Origin of the sequence: Marinobacter sp. (assembly GCF_041690455.1) — a bacterium.
GTDB lineage: Bacteria > Pseudomonadota > Gammaproteobacteria > Pseudomonadales > Oleiphilaceae > Marinobacter.
The window spans coordinates 23,976-40,244 of sequence record NZ_JAWLHI010000016.1; the positions used below are offsets into that span (position 1 = coordinate 23,976).

Annotated in this window: 17 protein-coding genes; 4 read left to right on the top strand and 13 right to left on the bottom strand. The window is 61.3% G+C overall.

Annotated elements, in window-relative coordinates; genetic code table 11:
• Positions 1–4 precede the first annotated feature (4 nt).
• A complete protein-coding gene (locus tag ACESMW_RS05695) occupies positions 5–871 on the top strand; it encodes a phosphoribulokinase (RefSeq protein ID WP_372986094.1) in 867 nt (288 codons plus the stop codon).
• A gap of 4 nt (positions 872–875) precedes the next feature.
• Here the strand turns inward: ACESMW_RS05695 and ACESMW_RS05700 are convergent, their stop codons facing one another.
• The 3 genes from ACESMW_RS05700 to ACESMW_RS05710 all read right to left on the bottom strand — a co-directional run bounded on the left by ACESMW_RS05700 (position 876) and on the right by ACESMW_RS05710 (position 3,319).
• A complete protein-coding gene (locus ACESMW_RS05700; RefSeq protein WP_372986095.1) occupies positions 876–1,721 on the bottom strand; it encodes a pirin family protein in 846 nt (281 codons plus the stop codon).
• 155 nt (positions 1,722–1,876) lie between these two features.
• Positions 1,877–2,668: an adenosylmethionine decarboxylase gene (gene speD / locus ACESMW_RS05705; protein WP_372986096.1), complete on the bottom strand. Its 792-nt coding sequence runs from the start codon at positions 2,666–2,668 to the stop codon at positions 1,877–1,879.
• Between the two features lie 228 nt (positions 2,669–2,896).
• Positions 2,897–3,319: an OsmC family protein gene (locus ACESMW_RS05710; RefSeq protein ID WP_372986097.1), complete on the bottom strand. Its 423-nt coding sequence runs from the start codon at positions 3,317–3,319 to the stop codon at positions 2,897–2,899.
• Between the two features lie 246 nt (positions 3,320–3,565).
• On the opposite strand from ACESMW_RS05710, the gene crp reads away from it, so the two are divergent.
• A complete protein-coding gene (gene crp, locus ACESMW_RS05715; RefSeq protein WP_007153756.1) occupies positions 3,566–4,207 on the top strand; it encodes a cAMP-activated global transcriptional regulator CRP in 642 nt (213 codons plus the stop codon).
• Here the strand turns inward: crp and ACESMW_RS05720 are convergent.
• The 6 genes from ACESMW_RS05720 to ACESMW_RS05745 all read right to left on the bottom strand — a co-directional run bounded on the left by ACESMW_RS05720 (position 4,204) and on the right by ACESMW_RS05745 (position 9,705).
• Complete coding sequence (locus tag ACESMW_RS05720) at positions 4,204–5,091, bottom strand: alpha/beta fold hydrolase (RefSeq protein WP_372986098.1); 888 nt, start codon at positions 5,089–5,091, stop codon at positions 4,204–4,206. The genes crp and ACESMW_RS05720 overlap by 4 nt on opposite strands.
• A 104-nt stretch (positions 5,092–5,195) precedes the next feature.
• Complete coding sequence (gene modC, locus ACESMW_RS05725) at positions 5,196–6,278, bottom strand: molybdenum ABC transporter ATP-binding protein (RefSeq protein WP_372986099.1); 1,083 nt, start codon at positions 6,276–6,278, stop codon at positions 5,196–5,198.
• The gene (gene modB / locus ACESMW_RS05730) at positions 6,275–6,952 is read right to left on the bottom strand and encodes a molybdate ABC transporter permease subunit (RefSeq protein WP_372986100.1); all 678 of its coding nucleotides are present in this window, start codon (positions 6,950–6,952) and stop codon (positions 6,275–6,277) included. Before modB ends, modC begins: the two co-directional genes overlap by 4 nt.
• A gap of 29 nt (positions 6,953–6,981) precedes the next feature.
• Positions 6,982–7,791 (bottom strand): molybdate ABC transporter substrate-binding protein, encoded by an 810-nt coding sequence (gene modA / locus ACESMW_RS05735; RefSeq protein ID WP_372986101.1) that lies wholly within the window; start codon positions 7,789–7,791, stop codon positions 6,982–6,984.
• A 112-nt stretch (positions 7,792–7,903) separates the two neighbouring features.
• The gene (locus ACESMW_RS05740) at positions 7,904–8,854 is read right to left on the bottom strand and encodes a sterol desaturase family protein (protein ID WP_372986102.1); all 951 of its coding nucleotides are present in this window, start codon (positions 8,852–8,854) and stop codon (positions 7,904–7,906) included.
• A gap of 107 nt (positions 8,855–8,961) precedes the next feature.
• Positions 8,962–9,705 (bottom strand): glutathione S-transferase family protein, encoded by a 744-nt coding sequence (locus tag ACESMW_RS05745; RefSeq protein WP_372986103.1) that lies wholly within the window; start codon positions 9,703–9,705, stop codon positions 8,962–8,964.
• 140 nt (positions 9,706–9,845) lie between these two features.
• Here ACESMW_RS05745 and ACESMW_RS05750 point away from each other — a divergent pair, with 140 nt between their 5' ends.
• Positions 9,846–10,823, top strand: coding sequence for an META domain-containing protein (locus ACESMW_RS05750; RefSeq protein WP_372986104.1), 978 nt, complete (start codon positions 9,846–9,848; stop codon positions 10,821–10,823).
• On the opposite strand, the gene ACESMW_RS05755 is transcribed toward ACESMW_RS05750, so the two are convergent.
• The 4 genes from ACESMW_RS05755 to ACESMW_RS05770 all read right to left on the bottom strand — a co-directional run bounded on the left by ACESMW_RS05755 (position 10,799) and on the right by ACESMW_RS05770 (position 14,886).
• Positions 10,799–11,632 carry a substrate-binding periplasmic protein gene (locus ACESMW_RS05755; protein ID WP_372986105.1) on the bottom strand — a complete coding sequence of 278 codons (834 nt, stop codon included), beginning with the start codon at positions 11,630–11,632 and terminating at the stop codon, positions 10,799–10,801. The two genes, ACESMW_RS05750 and ACESMW_RS05755, sit on opposite strands and share 25 nt — an antisense overlap.
• Positions 11,633–11,714: 82 nt before the next feature.
• Positions 11,715–12,770 (bottom strand): glycine betaine/L-proline ABC transporter ATP-binding protein, encoded by a 1,056-nt coding sequence (locus tag ACESMW_RS05760; RefSeq protein ID WP_372986106.1) that lies wholly within the window; start codon positions 12,768–12,770, stop codon positions 11,715–11,717.
• Between the two features lie 10 nt (positions 12,771–12,780).
• Entirely contained in the window at positions 12,781–13,815 is a 1,035-nt protein-coding gene (locus ACESMW_RS05765; protein ID WP_372986107.1) for an ABC transporter permease, read from the bottom strand.
• Positions 13,816–13,914: 99 nt separating this feature from the next.
• The gene (locus ACESMW_RS05770) at positions 13,915–14,886 is read right to left on the bottom strand and encodes an ABC transporter substrate-binding protein (RefSeq protein ID WP_372986108.1); all 972 of its coding nucleotides are present in this window, start codon (positions 14,884–14,886) and stop codon (positions 13,915–13,917) included.
• A gap of 282 nt (positions 14,887–15,168) precedes the next feature.
• On the opposite strand from ACESMW_RS05770, the gene ACESMW_RS05775 reads away from it, so the two are divergent.
• On the top strand, positions 15,169–16,269 hold the full coding sequence (locus ACESMW_RS05775; protein WP_372986109.1) for a M14 family zinc carboxypeptidase: 1,101 nt from the start codon (positions 15,169–15,171) through the stop codon (positions 16,267–16,269).

Consider the following 16,269-nt stretch of genomic DNA (forward strand, 5'->3'; position numbering starts at 1 on the left):
GCCCATGTCAAAGCGTCATCCGATCATTGCCGTGACCGGCTCCAGCGGTGCCGGCACCACCACCACCGGGCAGATCTTCAGCAGGATGTTTGCCAGCGAGGGGCTGCGCCCGGCGATGGTCAGTGGTGACAGCTTCCACCGCTACAACCGCGAACAGATGGCCCGGCTGGCTGCCAAGGGCCAGTTCGGTGAGCGCAACCACTTTGCCCTGGCCGCCAATCACATCGACAAGCTCGAGGCACTGTTCTACGACTACGGGCACACCGGTAATGGTCGTTACCGCCGGTATGTCCACGACGAGGATCACACCCTGATTGCCGCCGGCCACAAGGCCGGGACCTTTACGCCCTGGGGGCCGCTGCCGGCAGACACTGACCTGTTGTTCTACGAGGGGTTGCACGGCGGGGTGGTGAGTGACAACTACAACATCGCCCAGTACGTGGACCTGTTGATCGGGGTGGTTCCCATTGTGAATCTGGAGTGGATCCAGAAGATCCATCGGGATACCCACAAACGGGGCTATAGCCAGGAGGCGGTGGTCCAGACCATCATCAATCGTATGGATGACTACGTCCACGACATCGTGCCGCAATTCTCCCATACCCACATCAACTTTCAGCGGGTGCCATTGGTAGACACCTCCAATCCGTTCGTGGTACGGGATGTGCCCACCGAGGACGAGAGCATGGTGGTGATCCGGTTCCGGGATCCCTCGGAAGTGAAATTCACCCAGTTGCTGCAACTGATCGCCGGCAGTAGTGTGTCCCGCCACGATACCCTGGTGGTTCCGGGACCGAAGATGGCGCTGGCCATGGACCTGGTGCTTCGGCCCATGGTCCAGCGTCTGATGAGTCGGCGGACCTACGCCTGAACCCTCAGGCGGTGAGCCGGCCGTCCCGGTAGTCCCGCAGTGCCTGTTCGATTTCCTCGGGGGTGTTCATCACGAACGGGCCGTACTGCACCACCGGTTCACCGATGGGCTTGCCCGCGATCAGCAGCAGCCGCGCGCCGCCGTCCCCGGCAGTGACGGTAATCCGGTCCCCGTTATCGAGTACGTTGGCGGCACTGCGCCGCAGGGCCTGTTCGCCCAGGCTGGCTTCCCCTTCGTACAGGTACAGCATGGCATTATGGCCCGCCGGTACCGGCAGGCTCACCCGTCCGTCCGGGTTCAGCTGAAGGTCGGCATAGAGGGGCTCGGTGCTGCGGCCTGTCACTGCGCCCCGATGGCTGGTGCCGTCGAGGGTCAATGCCCCGGCAATCAGTCTGATGCGACCGCCAGTGAGGGCGATCTCCGGAATGTCCTCGGGCTGGATGTCGCGGTAACCGGCATCGGTCATCTTTTCCGCTGCCGGCAGGTTCAGCCAGAGCTGGAAACCACGCATCACGCCTTCTTCCTGCTGGGGCATTTCCGAATGGATGATGCCTTTGCCTGCGGTCATCCACTGGACACCTCCGTTGCGCAGATCCCCGCGGTTACCCAGGTGATCCTCATGGAGCATGTGCCCCTCGATCATGTAGGTGACCGTCTCGAAGCCACGGTGGGGGTGGGAAGGGAAGCCGGCAATATAGTCCGCCGCCTCGGCGGAGCCGAATTCATCCAGCATCAGGAACGGGTCGAGGCGCACCGAGGGGTGTTGCCCCAGTGAGCGCTTGATGCGGACTCCGGCGCCATCGGATGTCTCGGCGCCCGGGATAACCTGTTTCAGGGTACGTTCTGTCACGTTAGGCCTCCTCCATCGAGGGTCTGATGGTATGAGGCTATTGAACCGCGAGGCGGGGAAAGATGAAATCGGAGAATACTGGCGGGTTTGTTCAGAATATCTGATGAGCCGGCCAGGGCGTTTGAAAGTTACCCCGGCCGGCTCGTCAAAGCGGGTTATTCCACGTTTCGGGAATAGAAAATTTCCAGCATTTCCCGCCGCAGGCGATCCTCGATGGACTGGGCTTCGGCCGGATCCAGGTCGCTGGCATTGACGCCGAACACGTAGTTATCCAGGTTGAAGTTCTTCAGCATCATCTTGGTGTGGAAGAGGTTCTCCTGGTACACGTTGACGTCGATCATCTGATACGCGTTCTGGGTATCCTCGGTCAGGTAGTTCTGGATCGAGTTGATGTCGTGATCGATGTAGTGCTTGGTGCCATCCACGTCCCGGGTGAAGCCGCGCACGCGATAGTCCACGGTGACCACGTCGGAGTCGAAGCTGTGGATCAGGTAGTTCAGCACCTTCAGCGGCGAAATCAGGCCGCAGGTGGACACGTCGATGTCGGCCCGGAAGGTACTGACGCCATCATGGGGATGGCTCTCCGGGTAGGTGTGCACGGTAACGTGGCTCTTGTCCAGGTGCGCCACGATGGTGTCCGGCAGCGGACCCGGGGATTCCTCGTTATTGGCTTCGCCGTCGGTAATTTCATGCTCGGCAATGAGCATGGTGACGGACGCACCGTGGGGCTCGTAGTCCTGGCGGGCGATATTCAGGATGTTGGCGCCGATGATCTTGACTACATCGGTCAGGATCTGGGTCAGACGCTCGGCGTTGTACATCTCGTCGATGTAATCAATATAGGCTTCGCGTTGTTCTTCGGTCTGCGCGTAACAGATGTCGTAGATGTTGAAGCTCAGGGATTTGGTCAGGTTGTTGAAACCGTGCAGCTGGAGTTTGGTTTCCATGCTCAGCCCCTCCGGACATTGGAGATGAATGACTGCAGGGCACTTCCTTGAAGTGTCAGCCCTGCCGAGGCCGCCACCGACTACTGACCGGGTGACACATTGTTCACCTTTTGCGCAGACCGGCGGAGAAGGCGCGTATTATGCACACCGCAAGTGACGTTGAATAGTATCTGCAATGACATTTTAGCATCCGTAATTCCCGCCGGTTCCGGCTGGCTGGATACCGGATTACTCCGCTTCTCGGATTTCGTGGCTGTGAGTGATCTCCACGCCGGCCTTCTCCAGCATGATGGAAGCGGAACAGTATTTCTCCGCCGACAGGCTCACCGCCCGCTGGACCTGCTTTTCCTTGAGGTTGTGCCCGGTCACCACGAAATGCAGATGGATCCGGGTAAACACCGCCGGCACGGCGTCGGCACGGTCAGCCTCGAGTTCCGTATGGCAGGCAGTCACATCCTGGCGACTCTTCTTGAGGATGCTCATCACATCAAACGCGGAACACCCGCCCAGCCCCATCAGCAGCATTTCCATGGGGCGGGGACCCAGGTTCTCGCCGCCATGGTCGGGCGGACCATCAATCTGTACGCTGTGGCCGCTGCCACTGGTAGCCCTGAAGCTGGCATTGCCGGTCCAGTCGATGGTTGCTTTCATGTCGTGATGGTCTCCGTTGGTCAGAACAAGGTGTAATGAGGCCGGATGCTAGCACAGTCGGAATCCCCGGGCAGCCGCCGAAAACGGTATCGAGGTCAAGGAGTGCGCTCTTTCCGGTTGCCCGCCATTGGCCTTCTTGTTATAAGTTGGCGTGTTTTTGAAGAAAAATTAACGAACCCGCAGGGAAAGCCGGGTGAAGAATAACCATCGGGACCCGCCAGTATCTGAGGAGGCATGACTCGCACTATGGCTACTATCGTCAAGCCGGTTGAGCAGAAAACCAAGCACCTGGACTATTTCCTGTCCCAGTGCCACCGCCGTCGCTACCCCGCCAAGAGCACCATCATCTACGCCGGTGACAAGAGCGATTCCCTGTTCTACATCGTCAAGGGATCCGTCACCGTGATCATCGAGGATGACGACGGCCGTGAAATGATCATGGCGTACCTGAATGCCGGTGATTTCTTCGGTGAGATGGGCCTGTTCGACAACATGGATTCCCGCAGTGCCTGGGTGAAGGCCAAGACCGAGTGCGAAGTGGCCGAGATCAGCTACACCAAGTTCCGCGAGATCGCCCAGCAGGATCCCAGGGTGCTGTACTTCATCGGTGAACAGATGGCCTCCCGCCTGCGTCAGACCACCCGCAAGGTGGGCGACCTGGCATTCCTGGACGTCACCGGTCGGGTGGCCCGCACCCTGCTGGATCTGTGCAAGGAACCGGATGCCATGACTCATCCCGATGGTATGCAGATCAAGATCACCCGCCAGGAGATCGGGCGGATCGTCGGCTGCTCCCGGGAGATGGTGGGCCGGGTTCTCAAGACCCTGGAGGACCAGGGCCTGGTGCGGGTCAAGGGTAAGACCATGGTGGTGTACGGTACCCGTTAACCCGCCCGCCCTCCTGCGAATGCGAATTCCCTGATTGCGTCCGCCACCGGGCCGGGCGCAGTCAGCGGCGCCCAGTGCGGTGCGTCCACCTCCTTCCTTGTCAGCTTTCCCGTCCACCGGACCTGCCGGTCGAACAGTTGCTCACCCACGTAGTTGTCCCTTATGGGGATGATCAGTTGCACCGGGCACTGTGCGTGGCGGAGCGCCGGGCGCAATAGCCGGGGCAGGAAATTGGCCCGGTAGAGTTTGACACCGAACATGCCATCACCCTGCTGCAGTTCGCTGAAGCGGGCATCGGTGATGCCTTCGTATTTCCGCAGAATTCCGGGCCAGGCCCGATCCAGCCCCAGCCGCCAGAGGGTTTCGGGCACGACCGGTAGCTGGAACAGGAACACATACCAGGAACTTGCCAGCTGCCTGAGCACTCTGGCGGCGCCCCCGCCTCGCAGGTCCGTCGACTGTTCCCGCAGCCAGTAGCCGACATGATCCAGGCAGGGGCCGGAGATCGAGGAGTAGGAGCGAATCCGATTCATGAGCGGACCGGACGTCACCGATTCCCAACTCTGGATTGATCCCCAGTCGTGGGCCGCCAGGTGAAAGGTGCGGCCGGGCAGCAGCTGGTCGACAACGGCCTCAAGGTCGCCCGCCAGTTGCTGGAGCCGGTAGTCCCGTGTCTTTCCGGGTTTGTCGGAAAGCCCGGCGCCCCGGACGTCATAGCGCACCAGGTAAAAATCCGGAACCAGTTGCTCGACGACCCGGTCCCAGACATGGTGATTGTCCGGATAGCCATGAACCAGTACCAGGGCTTCGTTGCCGGGGTCGCCCTCGGTGACGGCATGGAGCGTGATATTGCCACTTCGCACGCGATGGTTGACCCGGTTCATTACGGCTCCTGTTGATGGGCATTGGATGTACTCATTGCCTACAGGTTAAACGCTGGGGCCGTCACCGGCTGCGGCCAAAGAGGCCATAGCTCATGCACGGGGTGTCAGTCGACAATGGCAACCGACTTCACCTGCATCCAGACCCGCTGGCCGGGTTGCAGTGACAGGGTGTGAACCGACCGGCTGGTGAGCCGGGCCAGGAAGGGGGTGTTCCCCGCCATGAGTCTGACCATTGACGTGCCGGGGCTGACGTCCGAGGCGATTTCATCAATGGTGGCAGGCACCAGGTTCTGGGTGCTCTGTTCAGTGAGCTGGCTGAGGGCAATGCTGATGTCCCTTGCCAATACCTGCAGACGGATCCGTTGGCCGGTGGTGAGTGCATCGTCGTCCCGCAACCACAGGTGGCCACCGTCGAAATCCGCCCGGCAAAGATGCCATTGCTCATCCCGCTGGCCGATGACCGCCTCCATGATCACACCGGCGTCCTCTTCGAGCCCGAACGGCTGGTCGGTACGGGCCAGGGTCTGCTGCAATGGACCTTCGGCAACCACTCGGCCGTTATCCATCATCACGATGTGGTCCGCGAGCCTTGCGACCTCCCCGGTGGAATGGGAAACATAGAGGATTGGAATGGCCAGGGAATCCCTGAGGGTTTCCAGATAGGGCATGATGTCCTGCTTGCTGCGCGCATCCAGGGCCGAGAGCGGCTCGTCCATCAGCAGCAAGTCGGGGCTGGTCAGCAGCGCCCGGGCAATGGCCACCCGTTGACGTTCGCCGCCGGACAAGCGCTCGGGCATACGTTCGAGCAGGTGGCCCAGGCCCAGCCAGCTCACCGCCTGGTCGAAGCCGACCTGGCGCCGGGCCTCCGGAATGCGACGGAAGCCGTAATTGAGATTCCGGCGAACGCTCAGATGTGGGAACAGACTGGTTTCCTGGAAGACATAGGCCAGTGAGCGCTGGTGCACGGGCAGGCTCCGGGAGCCGTCCTGCCAGGTTTCACCGTTGACGGTCAGGGCACCATCGGCGCACTGGAGGCCAGCGATGCATCGCAGCAGGGTGGTCTTGCCGCAGCCTGAGTGCCCGAACAGCGCGGTGACGCCACTGCCGGGCAGGTCGAGGTCGACGTCGAGGCGGAATGCCCCGAAGCTGCACCGGAAGCGTGCCTGGACTCCCCGGGAAATGGTCATTTCATCACCCCGGGCTGAAGGCGGCCGTTGAGACTATACAGGCTCAACAGAACGACAAAGGAAAATGCCAGCATGCCGGCGGCCAGCCAGTGTGCCGAACCATAATCCAGGGCTTCGACATGGTCATAGATGGCCACTGACAACACCTTGGTTTCACCCGGAATATTGCCCCCGATCATCAGTACCACGCCGAATTCACCCACGGTATGGGCAAAGGTCAGCACCGCAGCACTCAGGAAACCCGGGTGCGCCAGCGGCAGGACCACGGTGAAGAAGCGGTCCCTTGGCGACGCCCGGAGCGTGGCGGCCACTTCCAGCAGGCGCTGGTCAATGGTCATGAAGCTGTTCTGCAGCGGTTGCACGGTGAACGGCAGGGAGTAGATGATCGAGGCAACCACGAGTCCCTCGAAGGTAAACGGCAGCAGACCCAGGCCCAGCTGTTCGGTCAGTCTTCCCACCAGACCATCCGGACCCATCACGATGAGCAGGTAAAAGCCCAGAACGGTGGGTGGCAGCACCAGGGGCAGGGCAATGAGGGCGGATACCGGTTGCCGCGACCAGTGCTGGCTGCGGGCCAGCCACCAGGCCAGCGGGGTGCCGATGATCAGTAACAGCAGTGTGGTGATGCCTGCCAGTTTCAGTGTCAGCCAGACGGCCTGCCATTCCGGGCCCATGAAATCTCCGTCGCCTTTGTCAGCCGGGTTCAGGGCTCCGGCGTGTCACCGGTATCGTAGCCATCTTTTTCGATGATTGCCCGTGCTTCTTCGCTGGCCAGAAAGTCCAGCCAGGCCCTGGCGGCTTCCGGGAACTTGCTCCGGGCCAGCAGGATGGCCTGCTGGTCGATGGGCTGGTGCAGCGAGGCCGGGACGATCCAGTTGGCACCGCTCTCGCCGTCCCAGGCCCGAAGCTGGGCCAGGGCGACAAAGCCCGCCTCGGCATTGCCGGTGGCCACGAACTGGAAGGTCTGGGCGATGGAATCGCCACGGACCAGGCGCCGCTGGATCGTATCTGTCAGGCCCAGCGTGTTGAGCACTTCCATGGCGGCGACGCCATAGGGTGCCGTACGGGGGTTGCCAATGGCCAGGCGGGGGCCCGGGCTGGCTGACAGATAGGCCTCGGGGTCCTGGAAAGCGTCTCCGGACCGGCTCCAGAGTACCAGTCGACCGCTGGCATAGGTGAAGCGGGTGCCCGTGACCCCCAGCTCCTGCCGCTCCAGCAATTCCGGTCGTTCCCGATCCGCTGCCAGAAACACGTCGAAGGGGGCGCCCTGGCGAATCTGGGCATAGAGCTTGCCTGTTGAGCCATAGCTGGCCCGGATCTGGTGGCCGGTGTTCTGCTCGAACAGGGGGATCAGCTTTTCCATGGTGCCGGTAAAGTTCGCAGCGACCGCTGCGGTCAGCGTCTCGGCACTGGTGGATACTGCAACGGTTGCCAACAACAGGCCTGCCAGGCCGGTACGGAATCTCCGCCAGGTACGGTACCGGCGGGAATACACATCAAAAGCTGCAGCCATGGGTCCTCGGCATTCAGTTCATCGGGGCGTGCTGGAATAAGATCATGCCACAGGCCGGGGGTGTATTCGAACCCGGGTTGCTCAGTGGGCGACAGGCCAGGGCTTTCCGGGGTCAGTCCCGGGCCTGTCGGGCGTCCCTTGAGGGATCGGGCCGTTGCCATTCCGGGGCATGCCAAAGGTGACTCAGCCGTGACCAGACGTCTCCGGGGCGCACCATGTCCCGGAAAAGGTCCACGTACTCGTGGGTCCAGAGTACCAGCAGGTTGTTCGAGGGTACCGGGCGGGTAATGCCATAGTCGGGCGGGTCCTTGGCGTCTTCGTCGACGAAGGTTCCGAACAGCCGGTCCCAGACAATCAGGGTGCCGCCATAATTGCGGTCGATATAACCGGGATTACGGCCGTGGTGCACCCGGTGGTGGCTGGGAGTGTTGAATAGTAGTTCGACCCAGCCGGGCAGCCGGCCCACCAGCGTGGTATGGATGAAGAACTGGTACACCAGGGAAAAGGCATAGGCGATACCGATCCAGACCGGATTGAGGCCGATCAGGGCCAGGGGCAGGTAGAAGATCCACATGCCGTTGAAGATGTTGGTGGCATTCTGGCGCATGGCCGTGGAGAAGTTCATCCGCTCGGAGGAGTGATGCACCACATGGGCAGCCCAGAACCAGCGCATCCGGTGGCTGGCCCGGTGCATCCAGTAAAAGCAGAAATCCACGCCAAGGAAGGTCAGGAAACCGGTCAGCCAGGTGAGCTCGAGATCAATCAGCCGGTAGTGATAACACAGGGCGTAAACCGGGAAGGCGATAACGCCTGCAAACAGCAGCTCGGTGACCTGGTAACCGGCGCCGAGCGCAAAGTTCCGGACCGCTTCCCGGGCATCCATCAGCCGCGGATCGTGCCGGATCTTCAGGTACTCCCAGACCGTCACCGCTATGAAGACCGGCGTGGCAAACACGAAAATCAGCTGGCGCTCGTCCAGGGCCAGCCAGGGTGCCACCTGCTGCCAGAGTGAGAGCAAGCTGCTGTCCTCGAGCACCGCCTGCATCATGTCCATCAAAGCCATAACCTGTCCCGATCCGGTCATTACCTGGCATCTATATTGGCACAGGCGGGCAGGATTGCATTGTCGGTTTGCGTCAGGCCCATTGGCGTTTTACGCCAACTCCCGGATCAGCGCTCGCGGTGTTCCCGGTACAGGCGGGCCAGTGGCTCGATCTGTTCCTGCCACTGGTCGAGCCAGTTTCTCATATCCGGCAACAGCCGCTGCCGCTTTGGCCAGGGCACCGGGTATTGCGGCGGCTGGAACAGCGGCGCGAGCAGGGCACCGGCGGTGAGGTCGGCACGGGAGAAACGGTCGCCGGCCAGGTAGGGCTGCTGCTGGTAGATGTCCGCCAGTTCGGTAAGCAGGGTTTCCAGAACCTGCTGCGACGCATCCGCCGTTTTCTGGTTGATCTTCATCCAGTCGCGCATGATCTCGTCAACCCGGCTGAAGGCCAGGCTCAGCAGAATACGGTTATAGAAGGGCGTGCCGGAAGCCAGCATGGGAACCACCAGCCTGGGGCGCTGCAGCAGGTAATGGTAGGCCCAGCAACGTACCGCCGGGCCAGCCTCGTCATCCAGACGTTGTTCCCAGGCCAGTGCTTTGTCCCTGATTTCCGGATCGGACGGCGTCAGCGGGTGTTCCGGAAACGTCTCGTCCAGGTAGTCGATGATCGCAGAAGAGCCCTGGACGATCTCGCCATCGTGGTCCAGTACCGGGACCGAGGAGGCCTGGCCGGTGAGCGTACGGATGGTTTTGACGTGCTGGCCGGGCAGCAGGTTCACCGGCTGGTAGCGGATACCTTTGTAGTCCAGGGCCCAGCGGACTTTCTCGCTGTAATGGGAAATGGCGAATTGGTAGAGCCGGACGGACATGGCAGCAACCTCAGTGGCAGGAGTCAGGCCACCCTACCATACCGCCGAATCCGCAGCTCGGCCAGCGGACCTGTGCCATGGCGGTGCGGTTGCTGCCGGCTTACAATACCCGCCTTGTTATCGGGATCAACGGAGAGATCATGTTTCTACAATACCGCACAGGGACAGCCGTTCTGATTATCACCGGACTGCTGGGGGGCTGTGTCGCCACCGGGCAGTCCGGGGCCGGATCGGAGCCGCAATCGGTTTATCACTGTGGTCAGATGGAAATCCGGGTCACCCCCGGGGAAGACAAGGACCTGCTGGGAATCGATTACCTGGATCGTCGACTGCTGCTCAAGCCCGCCAGGAGCGCCTCCGGTGCCCTGTATGTGGCGCCGGGTGAGGATCAGACCCGGTTCTGGAGCAAGGGTGAGCAGGCAACGTTGACCATCCGGGGTGAGACCTATCCGGAATGCCTGGTGCCCGGGGCGGTAGAAATGCCGTTCGAGGCCAGGGGTAACGAACCGTTCTGGCGAGCGGTGGTCTCCGGTGGCGAGCTCCGGCTTGAGCGCCCCTTCGAAGAGGATGGCGTGAAGCGGCTTGAAGTGGAACAGGTAATGGCTGACCGCCATGGCCGGGAATTCCTGGCCAGAGGCGACGATCTCAATGTCAGGCTGACCGTGGCCCGCCAGCTATGCCAGGACAGCATGTCCGGCGCCCAGTATCCGGCCCAGACCCGATTGACGGTAAACGGGCAAACCTACAGCGGCTGCGGGGGCGATCCACAGCGGTTGCTCCGGGGTGCAGAGTGGGTGGTGGAAGACATTGCCGGTACCGGTATTATCGACAGTTCCCGGGTAAGCATCCGCTTCCTCTCGGACAACCGGGTAGCGGGGCGGGGGTCTTGCAATCGCTATACCGGCAGCTACCGGCTGACCGGCGAAGGCGTCGGATTCGGTGCCATTGCCTCCACCCGGATGGCCTGCGCACCGGCGCTGATGGATCAGGAAACCCGTTTCCTCGGCATACTCGGTGAGGTTTCCCGGATGCGGATCGGGCGCGAGGGGCAGCTGCAGCTGAGCACCCCGTCCGGGGAAACGATTACCGCGTTTCAGTCCACCGGGGACACGCCGTAACCTGCGAGGATCTCGGTCAGACGCCCGGATGCCCGTAGCTCCCGGATGCCACGGCTGAGGGCGTTGGCCAGCTCTGCCGAACGGGGACTGGCGGGCGAGAAGGCTATATAGACCGGCGTATCGTAGAGAGCGCCGGCGTTGCGGAGCTGAACGCCCGGCAGCTGGTGCCGGAGGGTCCAGGCCATGACATCCCGGTCCTCGGGCAGAACATCGGAACGGTCCTCAAGAATCAGTTTGATGGCACGCTCCAGGGGCGCCGGCCCCGAGAGAATCCACACCCGTTTCTGGTTGTCACGGTTACGCCGGATATAGTCGTCCAGTTCGGGCGAATAGGAATAGCCGTTCAGGGCAATCAGGGTCTGGTCCCGCAAGGAATCGACACCCTCGTAACGCCAGTCCTGCCCGGGCTGGGTGTACAGCTCGATGTGGGAGGTGCCCAGGGATTCTTCCGGGAAGATGAAATGGGGAGCGTCGGACGTGAACGCCCCGATGATGCCGTCGATGTAGCCTGCCTCGGCCTGCTCCAGTGCCCGCGCCCAACTCATATTCACGTACTGTAACTCGAGTCCGGCCAACTCCAGAGCCTCGCGGGCCAGATCCACCATGTAGCCCTCGGGCGCGGTTCCGGAGATGCAGTTATGGGGGCACCAGGGGTCGGCGGCCAGCACAACGATCGGGCTTGTCGGCTTCGGGGTGTCTGTGCCGGGTGCGGCTGCAGGCTGAATCTGTTCGGTCGGGGAACGGGGTGGCTCTTCGGGTGAGCAGGCCGAGAGAAACAACGTCAGTATGAGAAGGAAAACCTTGAGCATTGGTCGGGACCGGTTAACCGCAGGTGAGCGGCGACTGCATTCATCATAGCCCCTCGCCCGCGGTTTGTAACCTTCCCCTTTGCTAGGCCCGTTGGCGCGACTCCGAAGCTGCGACCGTTGGTACCAGGGCTTTGGTCAGATCCTTCATATGCAAAGAGCCGACCTGTTGGCCATCCCGGACCACGCGGAATGCCAGGTCGGTATCGCCACCGGAGCGTGCCAGCACGGTTTCGAGATTGTCCCGTTCGGAGATATCGCCCGCGTAGTCCTCCCCGGCTTCCGTGCCCGGCTTCATGACCGAGCGGACCCGCAGTACCCGGGCTCGGTTGATGTCGGAGATGAAGTCGACGATGTACGGATCACCCGGATTGAGGAGGATCTCCTGGGGGTCGCCCTGCTGCACCACTTCGCCATCCTTGAGGATGACCAGGTGGTCGGCGAGCTTGAGCGCCTCGTCCAGGTCGTGGGTGATGAACACGATGGTCTTGTGCAGTTCCTCCTGCAGCTCCAGCAGCAGGTCCTGCATGTCCGAGCGGATCAGCGGGTCGAGCGCTGAAAACGCCTCGTCCATCAGCATGATCGGGGCATCGGAAACCAGCGCCCGGGCAATCCCGACTCGCTGCTGCATGCCACCGGAGAGCTGGTGCGGGTACTGGTTCTCGTTGCCTTCCAGCCCCACCCGGGCCAGCCATTTGCGGGCATCGGCCTCGAAATCAGAAGTGGTGTAACCCCGGATGGCCTTGGCCATACCGGCATTTTCCAGCACCGTTTTGTGGGGGAGCAGGGCGAACTTCTGGAACACCATCGACATGCGCTCCCGCCTGAGCTTGCGCAACTGCTCCTCACTGTAGCTGAGCACGTCTTCGCCATCCATCCGGATCTCCCCGGCCGTCGGCTCGATCAGGCGGTTGAGGTGGCGGATCAGCGTCGATTTTCCGGAACCGGACAAGCCCATGATCACGGTGATTTCACCGTCCCGCATATCCACGTTGATGTCCCGCAGGCCCAGGACATGGTTCTGCTGTTCCAGCAGGTCGGCCTTGTTCATGCCCCGGCGCACATACTCCAGAGCCACGTCGGGATCCGGGCCGAAGATCTTGAACAGTTTTCTGATCGAAATCTTGATGTCGTTTGCCACGAGCGTGTCCTCACTGCTTCTGGGATGCGTTTATGCGTGCGAGCGATGCCTTGGTGACCCGGTCGAGGATCACCGCCAGGATGACGATGCCCAGGCCGGATACCAGGCCAACACCCAGTTCCAGGTTCCGGATACCCCTCAAGACCAGCACACCCAGCCCGGGCGCGGATACCAGGGAGGCAATCACGACCATGGCAAGGCTCATCATGATGGTCTGGTTCACCCCGGCCATAATGTTCGGCAGTGCCAGCGGGATCTGGACCTTGTAGAGCTTTTGCCGGGGGGTCATGCCGAAGGCATCGGCCGCCTCGATCACATCCTTGTCCACCAGCCGGATCCCCAGGTTGGTCAGGCGGATTACGGGAACAATGGCGTAGAGGATGATGGCAATGCCATACAGCTTGGACTCGGTCACGCTGAACAGGAAGATCAGCGGAATCAGGTACACGAACGGCGGCAGGGTCTGCAGCATGTCCAGCACCGGTATGATCAGCCGCTGCAAGGTGTTGCTCCGGGCCATGGCAATCCCGATAGGTACGCCGAGCAAGACGCACAAGAAGGCGCAGACAAAGATAATGGCCAGGGTCTGCATGGCGTAGTCATAGTGATCGATGAACGCCAGCAGTACGATGCTGCCGCCAACGAACGCCATCAGTTTCCAGGATTTGGTGACCAGGTAAACCACCGCGAGCAACAGCGGAATGACAATCCACCACGGCGTGTTGAGCATGGCGTACAAGGCGCCATCCAGAAACCAGCTCAGTGGCTGGGTCAACGGATCGAGCACCAGGCTGAGGCTGTCCTTGATAGCGAGAAACCCCTGCTCGAGCCCTTTGGTCAGCTCCCGCGACTGCGGAAAGGCCGCACAGGACTCGTTGAGCGCATCCATCGAGGGGAACGGTGCGTCCCAGATCGATTCCGGTTCGGTGTTTTCGCCCTTGGTTTTGGCCAACAGGGCAGCCATGGACATGGGGGCATCGCTCTGGCCTTGCGAACACCACTCTTCAAGGCCCAGTGATGAAAATAACGGATCGTAGGTTGCCATCAGGGGTCAGCCTCTCCTGCGCGTCTGGCTTCAGATCGGTTCGGGAAAGAAACGGCCCGGGACGGACCGAAAGCGGGTGTCCCGGGCGGGGTGGGGCTATCAGTTATTGAGAATGGCTGCGAGGTTTTTCCGGGCTGAGTCGTTCAGCCAGGTGGACCACTCGTCGCTGTTATTGCTGAGATAGTACACAGCCGCTTCTTCGCCGGAGGCGTTGTTGGCGTCCATCCAGGCCAGAATCGAGCTCATGGTCGCGGTCTTGAAGGTCAGCTCGCTGAGCATCTCGGCCACTTCCGGTTCACGCTCTTTGAAGTCCGTGGTCACCGAGGTCAGGATGGTGGCCGCCGGGAACTCGGAAACGCCCGGGTTCTCGGCATCCGGGGTCTGGTTCCGTTTGTGAACCTCGGGCTTGTATTCGCCGAGTTCAACCCGTGTCATGTCGTACTTGCCCAGCGGTACGGTCGGGCCCCAGTAGTAGCCGAACCAGGGTTCCTCGTTCTGGACCGCGGAAGCCATGGAAGACGCCAGCGTCTCACCGGAACCGTGGTTGAAGACTTCGATGCCGGAGTCCTCAAGGTCCAGGGCGCGAATCAGGTTGTCACTGACCACTCGGCAGCCCCAGCCATCCGGGCAGTTATTGAATCGACCACCGACCAGTTCCGGATTTTCCATCACGCCTTCGATGGTGGTGAGCTCCGGATGTTTCTCCGCCAGGTAGGTGGGTATCCACCAGCCTTCAACACCACCCGGCTCCAGCACCTTGCTCAGGCGCTCAACCTTGCCCTGTTCTTCCAGACGGAGGTACGCCTCGCCGGCAGAGTTCAGCCACAACTCGGTGACAATGTCCGGCTCACCGTTCTCGGCCACCGAGGTGACAGCCGGCACGGTATCGGAGGGAACAATGGTGACATCGCAGCCATAGCCCTGCTCCATGATGAATTTGGCGACATTGGTAACCACCGTATTGGAGGCCCAGTTCATCTCGGTGATGGATACTTCACCACACTCGTTGGCCTGGGCCATGCCGGGGATTGCCGCCGCACACAGGAGCGCGACAGAAGTAATCTTCCTCATGGTTACTTCTCCTTTGGGGTTGGTAACGCAGTAGAGCGCTTACAGGAATGACCAAACTGCGATCGCACAGGATCGGAGGGAGGGGTTGTTTTTGGAACCGCTACTGCGTTCTTCAAAACAAGATTTCTCGAAAGAATTCCCTTTCTAGCATAAGGAAATTGAATCGAGATTCAAGGAAATGGCCGAAAAGCGTCGTGTTTCGCGTCATATTGTCGGCGCCACTGTCAACAATCTGTAGCTTCAGGCGGTTATCTTGAAAGGTTGTTGGCTGGAGGTGTGCGCATGACCGAATTACGTGATCTGACTCCCCACACGGCGATTGCCGGTGAGCAAGCGCAACGGGGACAGCGGCAGCGGAAGCAGCTGAGAACCTTCCTGCCGGAGATGACGGCCCTGGAACGGATGCTGGCGGAGGCACCGATGCAGGTCGAAAGTCGTGTGGTTGATCATGTCGCCATGGATGATCTGCAATTGCCCATCTACCGGGTCGATATCGGTTCGGCCAGGCCGGAAGCCCCCGCGGTGCTGCTCGTTGGCGGCGTACACGGGCTGGAGCGGATCGGTTCCCAGGTGGTCATGGCCTGGCTCGATGGGCTGCTGAAAAGGCTGGCCTGGGATGAACAGCTGGCGGCACTGCTGGAGCGGGTTCACGTGACGGTCCTGCCCATCCTCAACCCGGGCGGGATGTACCTGAATCAGCGCAGTAACCCCAGCGGCGTGGATCTGATGCGGAATGCTCCGATCACCGCCCAGGATCGCAGCGCCTTCCTGCTGGGTGGTCAGCGACTGTCCCGGAGATTGCCCTGGTACATCGGCGATCCCGAGCAGGGTATGGAGGTGGAGAATCAGGCCCTGGAAACCGTCATCCGGGAACTGTTGCCGGGACGGTCCTTCAGCGTTGCCCTGGATTGCCACAGCGGCTTTGGCTGGCAGGACCAGATCTGGTTTCCCTACGCCTATCGCCGTCGGCCCATGCGGCGGATAGCGGCGGTGATGGCCCTCAAGCTGATCTGGGAGCAGGCCTACCCGAATCACGACTACAAGTTCGAGCCCCAGTCACGCCATTACCTGACCCATGGTGATCTCTGGGACTACTTCTACAAGCAGATCAACCGGGATAATCCCGGAGTCTTCCTGCCCCTGACTCTGGAGATGGGGTCCTGGCGCTGGATTCGAAAGCGCCCGCGGCAATTGTTCCGGCTCGATGGCCTGTTCAATCCACTGGTGCCCCATCGTCACAAGCGCGTGCTACGGACACACCTCACCTGGATCGACTTTCTGCTCAATGCCGCCGCCAGCCACCGGAACTGGTTGCCGGAGAGGGAACAGGAGGCCATGCTGAGGGAAGCGGCGATCATGCACTGGTACCGGGATTCGATCTGA